This window comes from Rathayibacter tritici (genome assembly GCF_001641005.1).
GTDB classification, from domain to species: Bacteria; Actinomycetota; Actinomycetes; order Actinomycetales; family Microbacteriaceae; genus Rathayibacter; species Rathayibacter tritici.
In genome coordinates, this window is sequence record NZ_CP015515.1 from 2,023,819 (window position 1) to 2,038,763 (window position 14,945).

Below are 14,945 nucleotides of genomic sequence, written 5' to 3' on the forward strand. Positions count from 1 at the left end.
TCGTGACGTATCCCTCTATTATCGTGCATCCGCGGGGTCGCGATGAACCGCGCTCGCTGGCAAGCGCTGCGGCGATCACGGCGGGGTCCAGTCGGAACCGGTCACCGCCCAGCAGATCGAGATCCAGACAATCTGGCCGCCGATCCCGATCAGGACCAGCGCGACGCGGAAGATCGGTGAGCGCGGGACGGCGAGCGCCCCGACGAGCGGGAACATCGGGCCGAGCAGCCGGAATGTGCTGGACTGCGGGAAGAAGAACGCCACCAGATACAGGCCGTAGCCGGCGACCCACGCCCGGCTGAACACGTCGAGTCTGCGCGTCCACGGGGCCGCGAGTATCCCGACGAAGGCCGCCAGCAGGAGCACCACCAGAGCGATGCCGATTCCCGGAGCGCCGAACCACCACGAGCCCCACCACGCGCCGCCCTGGAACCACGGCGTCAGCGGCAGCAGCTCCTGGTACCCGATGTAGACGGAGCGCCAGGCCAGCTCGGTGTCGGTGTAGGCCGTCATCGACCCGGTCACCGCCCAGGCGATCGCGGGCCAGAGGAAGCCGACGACGAGACCCCACGCGGTCAGGCCCAGGGCGGGCAGCCACTCCGACCGCGGAAACGGCTCGGAGCGGCGCCGAACGAAGCGGAAAACGATGTAGAGGCCCAGCGCCGCAGCGAAAGCGAGTCCGCTCGGCCGGGTCAGACCCAGCAGCAGCACGACCGGCACGACCGCCAGCCAGCGACGGCGCACCAGGAGCAGGAGCACGACGGCCGTCAGCAGCATCGCCATCGACTCCGCATAGGCGAGCTGAAGGAGCGGGGAGGTCGGTGCCACGCAGAACAGCAGCACCCCCACGAGGGACTGCGACTCACTGAGGGAGTGGCGGAACAGGCGGTAGAGGACGAGGCAGGTGCCGGCCCCGCAGAGCACCGAGACGGCGACGGCGGCCGGAGCCCAGGCGAGGCCGGTGACGGCCGTCACCACCTTCACCACACCCGGATACAGCGGCATGAAGGCCCAGGCGCTCTCCCCCACATGGCCGGTCTGGGTGATCGGCAGCGACGTCGGGTAGCCACCTGCCGCGATGACCTCGTACCAGCGCCCGTCCCACAGCGAGGCGAACGCGGAGTAGGAGGGCGAGGGCCCGGTCCACGGGTTGGCGAGCTGCTCCGCCGCGAACTGCAGGAGGATCACCGTCGTGACCACTCGGGTCGCGACGTACACCGCGAGCACCCGGGCCCACCAGGGGATCATCAGGCGCAGGCGGACCGGCGCGGGTGCAGTAGTCGCGCTCATGAGGCCGCGGTGAGCCAACGGCGCAGACCCTCGGCGCACTCCGTGATCTCGTGCACCGCCACGCGCTCGTCGTCGGCGTGGGCCCGGAGCGGATCGCCCGGCCCGTAGTTCACGGCGGGGATCCCCATCCCCCAGAAGCGGGCGACGTCGGTCCAGCCGTACTTGGGTCTCGCCGGCGCGTCGACCGCTGCGAGGAAGCCTTGGGCCAGGGGCGCGTCCAGGCCCGGCCGGGCACCCTCGGCCAGATCGTCCACCGTCACCTCGAAGCCCTCGAAGAGTTCCCGCAGGTGCGCGAGCGCCTCCTCACCGGAACGGTCAGGGGCGAAACGATAGTTGACCTGCACCGTGCAGAGGTCCGGGATCACGTTTCCCGCGACTCCGCCGTTGATGCGCACCGCGTTGACTCCCTCGCGATAGACCAGGCCTTCGACCTCCACCTCGCGCGGCTCGTACGCGGCGAGGCGCGCCAGGACCGGCGCGGCGGCGTGGATGGCGTTCTCGCCGACCCAGCTGCGGGCAGAATGCGCGCGGATCCCCCGGGCGACGACATCGACACGGAGTGTGCCGTTGCAGCCGCCCTCCACGGCTCCGCTGGTCGGCTCGCTCAGCACGGCGAAGTCGGCGGAGAAGAGGTCGGGGCGGTGCCGGGAGAGCCGACCGAGACCGTTGAGGTCGGAGGCGACCTCCTCGTTGTCGTACCACATCCAGGTGATGTCGACAGCGGGATCGGTGAGCTCGGCGGCGAGCACGAGCTGCACGGCGACCCCCGCCTTCATGTCGACCGTGCCGCGGCCCACGAGGTGCTCGACGCCGTCGATCGTCTCGGCGACGACCGGGAGGTTTCCGTTGACCGGCACCGTGTCGAGGTGCCCAGCGATCACGACACGCTGCGTCAGGCCGAGGTTCGTCCGCGCGACGACCGTGTTCCCATCGCGGATCACCTCGAGATGCTCGTACTGCTCGAGCGCCCACTGCACCGCGTCCGCGATCTCACGTTCGTCGCCCGAGACGGATGGGATGTCGCAGAGGACCTGGGTGAGAGCGACCGGATCGGTGCGCAGATCGAGTGGAGGGGCAGCGGTCACGTCGGACATGCGCCCCAGGGTAGCGGCAGCCGGCTCCGCGCTACCCTGAACGGCATGACCCTGAACGGCATGACCCTCGAGCACTCCGCAGACTCCCCCGTGCCCTCCTCCGCCTGGGGTTACGGGCTCGCCACCATCGCCTCCGACGGCACCGTCCTGGACACCTGGTTCCCGGAGCCGCGGCTCGGCACGATCCCCGCGGGACGCGACCCGTGGATCGTGCCCTCGGAGTTCGAGGAGCAGGCCGGGGAGGACCCGCGCCGTGAGGTCCGGATCGACGTGGTCACGCTTCAGATCGACGTGCAGGCGCCCCCCGCGTCCACCTCGGACGCGTACCTGCGCCTGCACCTGCTCTCCCACCTCCTGGTCCGGCCGAACGAGGTCAATCTGGACGGCATCTTCGCGCACCTGCCGAACGTGGTCTGGACCAACGCCGGGCCGGTCTCGCCCGAGTCGTTCACGCGCCTGCGCCCGTCGCTGCGGCGGCACGGCATCCAGGCCACCGGCATCGACAAGTTCCCGCGGCTGACCGACTACGTCACGCCGGAGAAGGTGCGGATCGCGGATACGTCGCGCGTGCGCCTCGGGGCGCACCTCGCTCCGGGCACGACCGTGATGCACGAGGGCTTCGTGAACTTCAACGCCGGGACTCTCGGTAGCTCGATGGTCGAGGGGCGGATCTCGCAGGGCGTCGTGGTCGGCGATGGCTCGGACATCGGCGGCGGCGCCTCGATCATGGGGACGCTCTCGGGCGGAGGAGTTCAGCGTGTCTCGATCGGCGCGCGGGCACTGCTGGGCGCGAACTCGGGCGTCGGCATCCCGATCGGCGACGACACCGTGGTCGAGGCGGGCCTCTACGTGACCGCCGGGACCAAGGTCGTCGTGGTCGGCGGTGCGCCACGCACCGACGGGACCCCGCAGACCATGAAGGCGGTGCACTTGTCCGGAGTCCCGAACCTGCTGTTCCGCCGCAACTCGCTCACCGGTGCCGTCGAAGTCCTCCCCCGCACCGGCGCCGGCATCGAGCTGAACACCGCCCTGCACGCCTGACCACACCCCTGTCCCTGCTGGTCGAGGAGGCGCCGCAGTCGGCTCCTCGAGACCCACCCCTGCCGCAAGACGTTCACTCCGCCCGATCGACCGGCAGGCGGGCCCCGACCTGCTTCTCGACGCGCGCCGCAACGCGGGGTCATCGCTGCGCATCAGCGCTTCCCGCTCGGCCCCGCTCGACACGGGCGGGCGGGCATCCGAGTACTGCCAACGGAGTCGCTGGCAGCATTCGAGGAGGTAGACGGAGGGCATGTCCTCAAAGATGGCCTCTCGGCTCGACAGCATCTGTGCTCTCGTGGCAAGCCGGGGAGAGAACGGAGAACAGCAGGCCTGTGGAGGCGGTCCGGGCTCGACACCGCGCGTCCTCGGGCCGATGCGGCGAGAGCCCGCCCCAGACGGGGACGGGCTCTCGGCGGTCGAGTCAGCGGTCAGTGGGCCAGTGGCGCTCCGGCGAGCCCATATACAGCTGCTGGGGGCGGCCGATCTTGGTCTGCTTGTCGATGTTCATCTCGCGCCAATGCGCGACCCAGCCGGGCAGGCGACCGATCGCGAAAAGCACGGTGAACATGCGGGTCGGGAAGCCCATCGCCTTGTAGATGACGCCGGTGTAGAAGTCGACGTTCGGGTAGAGCCGGCGCTCCTTGAAGTAGTCGTCCTCGAGCGCGAGGGCCTCGAGCTCCATCGCGATATCGAGCAGCGGGTCCTTCACGCCGAGCGACTGCAGCACTTCGGAGGCGCTCTCCTTGACGAGCTTGGCGCGCGGGTCGTAGTTCTTGTAGACCCGGTGGCCGAAGCCCATCAGGCGCACGCCCTCCTCCTTGTTCTTCACCCGCTCGACGAACGTCGACACGCTCTCACCCGACTCCCGGATCCGACCGAGCATGGTCAGCACGGCCTCATTCGCTCCGCCGTGCAGCGGGCCGAAGAGAGCGTTGATGCCGGCCGAGACGGAGGCGTACAGGTTCGCCTCCGTCGAGCCGACGAGGCGGACGGTCGAGGTCGACGCATTCTGCTCGTGGTCCTCGTGCAGGATCAGGAGGCGATCGAGCGCCTTCGAGAGCACCGGATCGACCTCGTACTGCTCGGCCATCGTGCCGAAGTTCAAGCGGAGGAAGTTGTCGACGAAGCTCAGCGAGTTGTCCGGGTAGAGGAACGCCTGGCCGATGCTCTTCTTGTGCGCGTAGGCCGCCATGACCGGCAGCTTCGCGAGCAGCCGGATGGTGGACAGCTCGACCGCCTCCGGGTCCTTCGGATTGGAGCTGTCCTCGTAATACGTCGACAGAGCCGAGACTCCGGCCGAGAGGACCGACATCGGGTGCGCGCTGTGCGGGAGCGCATCGAAAAAGCGCTTGAGGTCCTCGTGCAGCAGCGTGTGGCGACGGATCCGCTCGTCGAAGCTCGCGAGTTCGCCGGCAGTCGGCAGCTCGCCGTAAATGAGGAGCCAGGCCACCTCGAGGTAGGTCGCGTTGGTGGCGACCTCTTCGATCGGGTAGCCGCGATAGCGCAGGATCCCCTGGTCGCCGTCGATGTAGGTGATCTGCGACTTCGTCGCCGCTGTGTTCACGAAGCCGTAGTCGAGCGACATGAAGCCGGTCTGCTTCGACAGGGTCGAGAAATCGATGCTGGAGGAGCCGTCGACGCTGCGCAGGACCGGGAACTCCGCGCTCCGGTCGCCGAAGGTGAGAGTGACCTTCTCGGGGAGCTGCTGCTCCGCCGGTACGGGAGGCTGCGTGGTGGCGCTCCCGGTAGCGGGCTCAGCGGAACTCACCGTCGCGGTTCCGTCGCTCTGCGTGCCGGATTCGGTCACAACGCCTCCCAGGTCGTCGCGGTCGCACCCCGGAAGCGCTCGCACGGAGCGGCGGCGCCGGGTCTGGATCGTGGTGCAGCCGGGGCCTCGCGTGGCGCCGTCGACCGAACCGCATACAGCCTATGGGCAAAGTTCGGGCACTGTGACATTGCCCAGCACTCGGGTGACGGCTTTGTGGAATCCCGCCAGGATCGAGACGACGAGCGCTCAGAGACCGTCCGCCAGGCGCTCCACGGCCGCGTCGATCCGCTCGTCGGACGCTGTCAGCGACAGGCGCACGTGCTCGGGGAAGCCGTCGCCGTAGAACACGCCGGGGCCGGCCAGCACGCCGACCCGCGCGAGTCGTTCGATGGACTCCCAGGCAGGACGCCCCTCGGTGGCCCATAAATACAGACCGGCCTCGCTGCGATCGATCCGGAAGCCCGCGGACTCGAGGGCGGGCCGGAGCCGGTCGCGCCGTGAGCGATAACGCTGCTTCTGTGCGGCGACGTGCTCGTCGTCGGCGAGGGCGACCACCATCGCCTCCTGGAGCGGACCGGGGACGATCATGCCGGCGTGCTTGCGGACGGTGACCAGGCGCGCGATCAATGCTGCGTCGCCGGCTACGAACGCGGCGCGATAGCCGGCGAGGTTCGACTGCTTGCTCAGCGAGTACACGCCGAGGACGCCCGCGCGGTCCTCCCCCACGACGCGCAGATCGAGGACGCTGGGGATCGATTCCTCGGCCCAGGGACCGTCCCAGCCGAGCTCGGCGTAGCACTCGTCGCCGGCAATGACGGCGCCCAGCTCCCGCGCCCTGACCACCGCCCGCCGCAGCGCGGGGACGTCGAGCACAGCACCGTCGGGGTTCCCGGGAGAGTTCAGCCAGATAAGACGGGTCGCCTCCGGCCACTCGTCGGGGTCGTCGGAGGCGATGGCCTCGGCTCCCGCGATCGCCGCGCCCATCGCGTAGGTCGGGTAGGCGGCACGCGGATGCACGACCACGTCGCCCTCGCCGAGGCCGAGCAGGAAGGGCAGCCAGGCGACGAGCTCCTTCGAGCCGATCGTCGGCAGCACCTCGTCGACGCGAAGACCCGTGACCCCCCGTCGCCGCGCGTACCAGGCCGCGATCGCCTCGCGCAGGGCGGGTGTGCCCACCGTCGTGGGGTAGGCGTGGGAGTCGGTGGCGCGGGCCAGTGCGTCACGGATCGGACCGGGTGTCGGATCGACCGGCGAGCCGATCGAGAGGTCGACGATTCCGCCGGGGTGCTCCGCCGCCGTGCGGGCGAAGGGCGCCATCAGATCCCAGGGGTAATCGGGCAGCGCGCCGAGGGCCACGGGAGCCGCCTCAGTGGTTCTGCGGAGGGAGCGCCGCGATGACCGGATGGTCCTTCGCGATCACGCCGACCTTGGCGGCTCCACCCGGGGAGCCGAGCTCATCGAAGAACTCGACGTTGGCCTTGTAGTAGTCCGACCACTGCTCCGGGAGGTCGTCCTCGTAGTAGATCGCCTCGACGGGACAGACCGGCTCGCAGGCACCGCAGTCGACGCACTCGTCGGGGTGGATGTAGAGCGAGCGCTCGCCTTCGTAGATGCAGTCGACCGGGCACTCGTCGATGCAGGCGCGGTCTTTGACATCGACGCACGGAAGTGCGATCACGTAGGTCACGGTGCTCCAGATCCCTTCGAACAGTGTGTCTATCGTACGGGGGCCGACGGAGGGTCGGCGTCCGCGGGCTGCTCGGCGGCGGGCGCGGCGGCGCGCAACCGCGGCCACGCGATCACGACCAGGGCGATCAGGGCGGGGAGGAAGGTCCAGGCCACGCCGAGGCCGTTGGCGGGGACGAGCACGGAGCCGCCGGCGCTGCGCAGAGCGAGCAGCCCGATCATCCCGAGCAGCCCCATCGCGGTGCAGAACGCGACGAAGCGGTCGATCAGCACGAGCCGAAGCCCGAGCAGGAGCAGCAGCACGCCGGTGAGGGAGGCGGCGAGGCCGAGCGGGACGACGACTGATCCGAGGGAGACGGTGCTCTGGTGCGCCACGGTGGTGATCGCTCCGACGACTGCCCCGACCAGGACGCCGACGACTCCGGACAGCGCGCGCGAGGCGAGCGTTGGCCGCTCCGGCACCGGCACAGCAGGCCCGGCCGGCTGCGCGCTCGGGCGGAAGCGCTCGACGCGGCCGATCGGGAACGACGGACCGCTGGAGAGCCGGGCCTGCTCACCCTCGACCACCAGCTGTGTGGCGTGCGCCTCGAATGCGGCGCGCTTGCGGGCGAAGTCCTCGGCGGTGAGTTCGATCGCGATATCGCCGGGCAGGGGCGGGGCCGCATCGGGCAGGACGGCGAGCAGACGCAGGCCGAGCAGCTCTGCAGCGCGCTCGGCGACCCGGGCGGTGCGGACGTGGTCGGGGTGGCCGTAGCCGCCGCCCGCGTCGTACGAGAGCACAACGCCCGCGTCGACCTCGCGGAGGACGGCGACGAGGTCGGCCACCTCCTCGTCCTCAGCTGCGGCGGTGAAGGAGTCGGGGTGCACGGGTTCGAGCGGAATGGGCACGCGGCCCGGCCCCCACTGCATGCCGGAGTCCCGGTAGATGCGCGGCGCGAGCCCGGGCGCGCGGGCGCCCGCCTCGCCGAGGAAGCGGTGGTCGGCGACACCGAGCGCGGTCAGTGCAACGACAAGCTCGGTCGTGCGGTGCGCGGCCAGTTCGGCCGAGCCCTCGAGTGGCGCGAGATCCTCGGGAATGACCTCGCCGCACTCCCCCCGAGTGGCGGTCACGACGGTGACCCAGGCGCCCTGCGCCGCCAATCGCGCCAGTGTCCCGCCCATCGTGATCGTCTCGTCGTCGGGGTGGGCGTGCACCGCCACCACGCGCTCCGCTACTGTGTCCCGGCCTGCGTCCACTCTCCGCCTCTCGTTCCACGCGGCCTCCGCCGCGCCGCGCTTCTGGACAGCGATCGGGCAGCGGACTACAGTCGACCCGGGTTAGGCAAGGCTTACCGAATAAGTAGCCCCGCCGACCGAATCGACCCGGGGCGGAGTCGCCCCCTCCTCGTCCACCTTCGACCAAGAGAACACGCGTGCTCGCAAACTACCTCATCGGCCTCCGCGAAGGCCTCGAAGCCGGCCTCGTCGTCGGCATCCTCGTGGCCTACCTGACCAAGCTCGGCCGGCGCGACGTGCTGCCGCGGCTCTGGATCGGGATCGGCGCAGCCGTCGTGATCTCCCTCACGAGCGGCGCGATCCTCACCTGGGGGCCCTCGACTCTCTCCTTCCAGGCGCAGGAGCTGATCGGAGGTGGCCTCTCGATCCTTGCGGTCGGCCTGGTCACCTGGATGATCTTCTGGATGGGCGCCAACGCCCGCAGCCTGAAGGGCGAGCTCGAGTCCAAGCTCGACGGCGCGGTCTCCGGCTCGGCGCTGGGGATTGTCGCCATCGCGTTCATCAGCGTCGGACGCGAAGGCATCGAGACGGCACTGTTCGTCTGGGCGAGCGTGTCCTCGAGTAGCGCGGGGTCCGGCTCCAGCGCCTGGGTCGGCACGATCGGCGCACTGATGGGCATTCTCAGCTCGGTCGTGGTCTCGTACCTGATCTTCCACGGCTTCGTCCGGATCGACCTCGGCCGCTTCTTCACCTGGACGGGCGCCTTCCTCATCCTGGTGGCCGCCGGCGTGCTCTCGTACGGAGTCGGCGACCTGCAGGAGGCAGCGCTCCTACCCGGCTGGGGCGCCCCGCTGTTCTCGCTCGGTCCGATCCTCCCGCCGTCCGTGACCGCCGTGGTCGGTGGTCTGTTCAACTACACGCCAGAGCCGACCGCCCTGCAGTTCGCGGTCTGGCTGCTGTACCTCGTCGTCGTCGGCGGCCTCTTCGTCCGCCAGATCCGCCGACGCGGTCCGCGACGAGGCAGCGCGGCCCCGGTCACCGCTCCCGCTTCCCGCTCCGTCTGACCCGCTTCCGCCGTCCGTCCGACCCGCTTCGGCCCCGCCGACGCATCCACCCCGATCCCAGGAGAAGCATGTCCTCGCGCGCTCGTCCCACCCTCCCCCGCATCACTCTCGGCCTTGCCGGAGCGGGCGCCCTGGCGCTCCTGCTGACGGGGTGCGTGCCGAACACCTCCTCCGCCTCCTCCTCCGCTGCGCTCCACGTCGCAATCGGAGATGACGCGTGCGAGGTCTCGGCGGCCACCGCCGAAGCGGGAGCCGTGACGTTCACGCTGACCAACGGCGGGTCGGACGTCAACGAGTTCGAGATCCTCGCGGAGGACAAGCTGCGGATCGTCGGCGAGAAGGAGAACCTGACCCCCGGGCAGAGCGTCTCCTACGTCGCGCAGCTCGAACCGGGCACCTACTACACCGCCTGCAAGTTCCAGCAGGTCGGCGCCCCGATCGGCCTCAGCGCCCTGACCGTCACCGGTCAGGCGACTGCGCAGTCGGCCGACGAGAAAGCGGCGACGCAAGCGGCGGTCACCAACTACGTCTCGTACGTGAAGTCGCAGGTTGGCGAGCTGCTTCCCGCGGTCACCGAGTTCGCGCAGGCCTACGAGGCGGGCGAGGACGAGAAGGCGCGCAGCCTCTTCGCCTCCACCCGCGTCTTCTACGAGCGCATCGAGCCGACCGCTGAGGCGTTCGGCGATCTCGATCCGCGCATCGACTACCGCGAGGTCGACGCAGTCGCCGAAGGCCTGGACTGGACCGGGTTCCACCGCATCGAGAAGGATCTCTGGGTCCCCGCGGACGGCGCGCTCAACTCGGACGGGACGAGTGCCCTCCTCGACTGGGCGCCCTCCACGGCCGAGCAGCGTGCCCAGTTCGGCCAGGGGCTCGTCGCGGATGTGCAGAGCCTCGCCGACCTCGTCAACTCCCCGGACTTCACCGTCTCGGTGGGCGACATCTCGAACGGCGCCATCGGCCTGCTCGACGAGGTCGCCGCCGGAAAGATCACGGGCGAGGAGGACTGGTGGTCGAGCACCGACCTGACCGACTTCGCCGCCAACGTGCAGGGCGCGCAGGTGGCCTTCGGCAACGTGGAACCGATCGCGACCGCCAGCGGTGACGACGGGGCGAACCTCACCGCGCAGATCACGCAGCGCTTCTCGGAGCTGGACGCCCGCCTCGCGCAGTACGGCTCGATCGACTCCGGCTTCGTCGCCTACTCGACCCTGACCGCCGAGCAGAAGAAGGAACTCTCGGACCAGGTGAACGCCCTCTCCGAGCCGCTCTCGCAGCTGACCCACACGGTCCTCGGTGTCCAGGAGCCGACCGCGGAGTGAACGCCGAGCAGCGCCCCGATCCCGCGCCCGAGCGCTCCGCCGACCACCCGGACGTGCAGCCCGCCGAGCAGCCCCACCGCCTCTCGCGGCGCGGGCTGCTCGGCCTCGTCTCGGCGGGTACCGCGGGGCTGGCCGCCGGAGTCGGCGGGACGCTCGCCGTGACCTCCTCCGCCGGCGCAACCGCACCCTCCGCCGCGCGCACCGTGCCATTCTTCGGCGCCAACCAGGCGGGGATCACCACCGCGGCGCAGGACCGTCTGCACTTCGCCGCCTTCGACCTCGCGGCGGGTAGTACCCGCGAGGATCTGATCGAGCTGTTGCAGGACTGGACGCTCGCCGCTTCGCGGATGACCCAGGGGCTCGAGGTCGGCGAGACCGGCGCGGTGGACGGACCGGACACCGCACCGCCCGAGGACACCGGGGAGGCCCTCGGGCTCGACGCCGCCTCGCTGACCATCACCGTCGGCTTCGGCCCCACGCTCTTCACCGACGAGTCCGGCGTCGACCGCTTCGGCCTCGCCGACCGCCGCCCTGCCCCGCTGCAGGCCCTGCCTCGCTTCCGCGGCGACGCGCTCGTGCCCGCGGCCGGCGGTGGCGACCTCTGCGTCCAGGCCTGCGCCGACGACCCGCAGGTCGCTGTGCACGCCATCCGCAATCTGAGCCGGATCGCGTTCGGGCGCGCCTCGCTCCGCTGGTCGCAGCTCGGCTTCGGCCGCACCTCCTCGACGTCGACCGCCCAAGCGACCCCGCGGAACCTGTTCGGCTTCAAGGACGGCACCGCGAACGTGAAGTCCGAGGAGGCCGACGCCGTGCAGGAGCACGTCTGGGTGTCTTCCTCCGACGGCCCGGAGTGGATGGTCGGCGGGAGCTACCTGGTGGCGCGGAAGATCCGGATGATCATCGAGACCTGGGACCGCAGCCAGCTCGGCGAGCAGGAGCGGGTCATCGGACGCAGCAAGGGCTCCGGCGCTCCGCTCTCGGGCGGCGCGGAGTTCGCCGAGCCCGACTTCACCGCGGCCGGAGCGACCGGCGCTCCCCTGATCGATAAGGACTCGCACGTGCGCCTCGCGCATCCGAGCGGGAACAACGGCATACGGCTCCTGCGCCGCGGCTACAACTTCGTCGACGGCAACGACGAGCTCGGCCGCCTGAACGCGGGACTGTTCTTCCTCTCCTTCCAGCGCTCACCGGACCAGTTCATCGCCGTTCAGCGGAACCTCGCGACGGACGCGCTGAACGAGTACGTCAAGCACGTGGGCTCCGCCGTGTTCGCGGTACCGCCCGGCGCTCGGGACGAGAGCGACTTCCTCGGCTCGGGCCTCTTCGGCTGACCCCCCCTCTTCGGCTGACCCCCTCTTCGGACAATCCCCTCTTCGGACGATCCTGAGAGCATCCGCACGCCGTCCCAGGCGTCAGCGGGCGCGCTCCTCGGTGGCCCATAGCGCGCTCTCGTAGCGTCGGCGGCGATGTCCGGGAACAGTGCGAGAAACGGTCTGACCAAACGCGAGCGCCAGGAGCTCGCCCGAGCCGAGGCGCGGGAGCGCCGTGAGACGGAGAGGCGCAGACGGCGCCGGAATCGTCTGCTCGGCTACGGCGGCCTCGGGGTCGGGCTGCTCGCCGTGGTCGCGCTGGTGTGCTGGAACGTCTGGTCGCAGCAGGAGATCGCGACCGCCGGCCCCGCCAACATGCTCAGCGACGGCATCGTCCTCGCGGGCGACGGCTCTGCCGTGACGGTGAAGACGACGGCCGCGATCGCTCCGGAGGCCTCGCCCGTGCCGACCGACGAGAGTGCGACCCGGGCGGGCGGAGTGGTGGCGGTCGACCTCTACGTCGATTACCTCTGCCCCTACTGCAGTCAGTTCGAGAAGACGAACGCCGAACAGTTGCAGTCCTGGCTGACGAAGGGCGCGATCACGCTCGAGATCCACCCGGTCGCGATCCTCGACTCGTCCTCGGCCGGCTCGGAGTACTCCAGTCGCGCGGCGAACGCGGCGGCCTGCGTTGCCGATGAGGATCCCGACCACTTCCTCGCCGTGAACGCAGCGCTGTTCGCGCAGCAGCCGGCCGAGGGGACGACGGGCCTGAGCGACGACGCGCTGCGAACGCTCGTGGTCGGGGCGGGAGCGACGAACGACAACGTCCTCGCCTGCATGACCAGCGGAGAGTTCCGCCCGTGGGTGAAAGCCGCCACCGACCGGGCGACGACCCGACCGGTGGCCAACTCGTCACTCGCGAAGCTCGCGTCGACTCCGACCGTGCTCGTGAACGGAAAGCAGTACACGGGGAAGCCCGATGACGCGTCGGCGTTCGTCTCCTTCGTCACCTCGACGCTCGACGCGGAGTCCGGTACTCCGTCACCCACTCCGGCGGGCTGACCCCGCGCTACGCGGGTGGGGAGACGACGAGACCGGCCGGAGCGATGCTCCGGCCGGTCTCGTCGTGTGCGAGCGCCATAGCGCCCGGGGCTCAGCCCTGCTTCTTGAGGCGGCTCGTCATTCGAGCGCGGGCGTTGGCGTCGAGCTCGACCTTGCGAATGCGGACGACCTCGGGGGTCACCTCGACGCACTCGTCCTCGCGGGCGAACTCGAGGCACTCCTCGAGCGTCAACTGGCGCGACGGGGTCATCGACTCGAAAGTGTCGGAGGTGGACTGACGCATGTTCGTCAGCTTCTTCTCCTTGGTGATGTTGACGTCCATGTCGTCGTTACGCGAGTTCTCGCCGATCACCATGCCCTCGTAGACCTCCTCCGTGGGGTTCACGAAGAAGGTCATCCGCTCCTGGAGCGCGATGATGGCGAACGGGGTTACCACGCCGTTGCGGTCCGCGACGATCGAGCCGTTGTTACGGGTGACGATCGCGCCCGCCCACGGCTCGTACCCGTGCAGGATCGCGTTCGCGATGCCGGTGCCGCGGGTGGTGGTGAGGAACTCGGTGCGGAAGCCGATCAGCCCGCGCGAGGGGACGATGAACTCCATGCGCACCCAGCCGGTGCCGTGGTTCGACATGCCGTCCATCCGACCCTTGCGGGCGGCGAGGAGCTGGGTGATCGCGCCGAGGTACTCCTCCGGAGCATCGATCGTGAGGTGCTCGAAGGGCTCGTGCGTCTTGCCGTCGACCTGGCGGGTCACCACCTGGGGCTTGCCCACGGTCAGCTCGTAGCCCTCGCGGCGCATCTGCTCGACGAGGATCGCCAGCGCGAGCTCCCCGCGGCCCTGGACCTCCCACGAGTCCGGGCGTCCGATGTCGACGATCTTGAGCGACACGTTTCCGATCAACTCGCGGTCGAGACGGTCCTTGACCATGCGCGCGGTGAGCTTGTGGCCCTTGACCTTCCCGACCAGCGGTGACGTGTTGGTGCCGATCGTCATCGAGATCGCCGGGTCGTCGACCGTGATGGCCGGCAGCGGGCGGATGTCTTCGGGGTCGGCGATGGTCTCGCCGATCGTGATCTCGGGGAAGCCCGCGATCGCGACGATGTCGCCGGGCCCGGCCGACTCCGCGGGGTAGCGATCGAGCGCCCTGGTGATCAGCAGCTCGGTGATGCGCGCGTTCGTGTGGGTGCCGTCGTGGTGGACCCAGGCGACGGTCTGGCCCTTCTTGATCGTGCCGTTGAAGACGCGCAGGAGGGCGAGCCGACCGAGGAACGGCGAGGCGTCGAGGTTGGTGACGTGCGCCTGAAGGGGTGCATCGTCGTCGTAGGTCGGGGCCGGGATGTGCTTGAGGATCGCCTCGAACAGCGGCTCCAGGTCTTCGGCGTCGGGCAGCGAGCCGTCCTCGGGCTTGTTCGCCGAGGCGCGGCCGGCCTTGCCCGAGGCGTACACGACGGGGACGTCGAGGATCGCGTCGAGGTCGAGATCCGGCACGTCGTCCGCAAGGTCGGAGGCGAGGCCGAGGAGCAGGTCCTGGCTCTCGGCGACGACCTCGTCGATGCGCGCATCGGGGCGGTCGGTCTTGTTGACCAGGAGGATGACGGGGAGCTTCGCCTCGAGTGCCTTGCGCAGGACGAAACGGGTCTGGGGCAGCGGGCCCTCCGACGCGTCGACGAGGAGGCAGACGCCGTCGACCATCGACAGGCCGCGCTCGACCTCACCGCCGAAGTCGGCGTGACCCGGGGTGTCGATGACGTTGATGGTGATGGGGCCGTCGCTCGCGTGCTTGCCGCTGTATGAGACAGCGGTGTTCTTCGCGAGGATCGTGATGCCCTTCTCGCGCTCGAGCTCGTTCGAGTCCATCGCGCGCTCATCGACGTGGGCGTGCGCGTCGAAGGAGTTCGTCTGCTTGAGCATGGCGTCGACCAGCGTGGTCTTGCCGTGGTCGACGTGGGCGACGATCGCGACGTTACGCAGGTCGGAGCGGGTGGCACTTGCCATGGATACGGACTCGTCTCGTGTTCTCGTGCAAAAAGGGGACCATCCATCGTACCGCAGCGAGGCGTCCGCACGGCGAAGGGCCCCGGATCCCCAC

12 protein-coding genes are annotated in these 14,945 nt (G+C 69.9%); 5 read left to right on the forward strand and 7 right to left on the reverse strand.

What is annotated here, in order from left to right:
- Positions 1 to 75 precede the first annotated feature (75 nt).
- A complete protein-coding gene (locus A6122_RS09245; protein ID WP_068254123.1) occupies positions 76 to 1,290 on the reverse strand; it encodes a hypothetical protein in 1,215 nt (404 codons plus the stop codon).
- Complete coding sequence (gene dapE, locus A6122_RS09250; protein WP_068254125.1) at positions 1,287 to 2,384, reverse strand: succinyl-diaminopimelate desuccinylase; 1,098 nt, start codon at positions 2,382 to 2,384, stop codon at positions 1,287 to 1,289. The genes A6122_RS09245 and dapE overlap by 4 nt, the downstream gene beginning before the upstream one ends.
- Before the next feature lie 45 nt (positions 2,385 to 2,429).
- On the opposite strand from dapE, the gene dapD reads away from it, so the two are divergent.
- Positions 2,430 to 3,425 (forward strand): 2,3,4,5-tetrahydropyridine-2,6-dicarboxylate N-succinyltransferase, encoded by a 996-nt coding sequence (gene dapD / locus A6122_RS09255; protein WP_068254126.1) that lies wholly within the window; start codon positions 2,430 to 2,432, stop codon positions 3,423 to 3,425.
- A gap of 421 nt (positions 3,426 to 3,846) precedes the next feature.
- Here dapD and A6122_RS09260 read toward each other — a convergent pair whose 3' ends face one another.
- From A6122_RS09260 to A6122_RS09275, 4 genes are all read right to left on the reverse strand, one after another.
- Complete coding sequence (locus tag A6122_RS09260; protein ID WP_084416186.1) at positions 3,847 to 5,232, reverse strand: citrate synthase; 1,386 nt, start codon at positions 5,230 to 5,232, stop codon at positions 3,847 to 3,849.
- 207 nt (positions 5,233 to 5,439) lie between these two features.
- Entirely contained in the window at positions 5,440 to 6,549 is a 1,110-nt protein-coding gene (gene dapC / locus A6122_RS09265; protein WP_068254132.1) for a succinyldiaminopimelate transaminase, read from the reverse strand.
- A gap of 10 nt (positions 6,550 to 6,559) precedes the next feature.
- On the reverse strand, positions 6,560 to 6,880 hold the full coding sequence (gene fdxA, locus A6122_RS09270; protein ID WP_068254134.1) for a ferredoxin: 321 nt from the start codon (positions 6,878 to 6,880) through the stop codon (positions 6,560 to 6,562).
- A gap of 29 nt (positions 6,881 to 6,909) precedes the next feature.
- A complete protein-coding gene (locus A6122_RS09275) occupies positions 6,910 to 8,082 on the reverse strand; it encodes a PIG-L family deacetylase (protein ID WP_068254137.1) in 1,173 nt (390 codons plus the stop codon).
- A gap of 209 nt (positions 8,083 to 8,291) precedes the next feature.
- On the opposite strand from A6122_RS09275, the gene efeU reads away from it, so the two are divergent.
- The 4 genes from efeU (at position 8,292) to A6122_RS09295 (ending at position 12,855) form a co-directional block, all read left to right on the forward strand.
- Positions 8,292 to 9,158 (forward strand): iron uptake transporter permease EfeU, encoded by an 867-nt coding sequence (efeU, locus tag A6122_RS09280; RefSeq protein WP_068254138.1) that lies wholly within the window; start codon positions 8,292 to 8,294, stop codon positions 9,156 to 9,158.
- 68 nt (positions 9,159 to 9,226) lie between these two features.
- The gene (gene efeO, locus A6122_RS09285; protein ID WP_068254139.1) at positions 9,227 to 10,480 is read left to right on the forward strand and encodes an iron uptake system protein EfeO; all 1,254 of its coding nucleotides are present in this window, start codon (positions 9,227 to 9,229) and stop codon (positions 10,478 to 10,480) included.
- Positions 10,477 to 11,811: an iron uptake transporter deferrochelatase/peroxidase subunit gene (gene efeB, locus A6122_RS09290; RefSeq protein ID WP_084415925.1), complete on the forward strand. Its 1,335-nt coding sequence runs from the start codon at positions 10,477 to 10,479 to the stop codon at positions 11,809 to 11,811. Before efeO ends, efeB begins: the two co-directional genes overlap by 4 nt.
- A 135-nt stretch (positions 11,812 to 11,946) precedes the next feature.
- Entirely contained in the window at positions 11,947 to 12,855 is a 909-nt protein-coding gene (locus tag A6122_RS09295; protein ID WP_068254141.1) for a DsbA family protein, read from the forward strand.
- A gap of 91 nt (positions 12,856 to 12,946) precedes the next feature.
- Here A6122_RS09295 and typA read toward each other — a convergent pair whose 3' ends face one another.
- Entirely contained in the window at positions 12,947 to 14,851 is a 1,905-nt protein-coding gene (gene typA / locus A6122_RS09300) for a translational GTPase TypA (protein WP_068254145.1), read from the reverse strand.
- Positions 14,852 to 14,945: the final 94 nt, after the last annotated feature.

Coding starts and splice junctions, on each gene's coding strand:
- A6122_RS09245 (WP_068254123.1), bottom strand. CDS start 1,290: ATGAGCGCGACTACTGCACCCGCGCCGGTCCGCCTGCGCCTGATGATC.
- A6122_RS09295 (WP_068254141.1), top strand. CDS start 11,947: ATGTCCGGGAACAGTGCGAGAAACGGTCTGACCAAACGCGAGCGCCAG.
- typA (WP_068254145.1), bottom strand. CDS start 14,851: ATGGCAAGTGCCACCCGCTCCGACCTGCGTAACGTCGCGATCGTCGCC.
- dapE (WP_068254125.1), bottom strand. CDS start 2,384: ATGTCCGACGTGACCGCTGCCCCTCCACTCGATCTGCGCACCGATCCG.
- dapD (WP_068254126.1), top strand. CDS start 2,430: ATGACCCTGAACGGCATGACCCTCGAGCACTCCGCAGACTCCCCCGTG.
- efeO (WP_068254139.1), top strand. CDS start 9,227: ATGTCCTCGCGCGCTCGTCCCACCCTCCCCCGCATCACTCTCGGCCTT.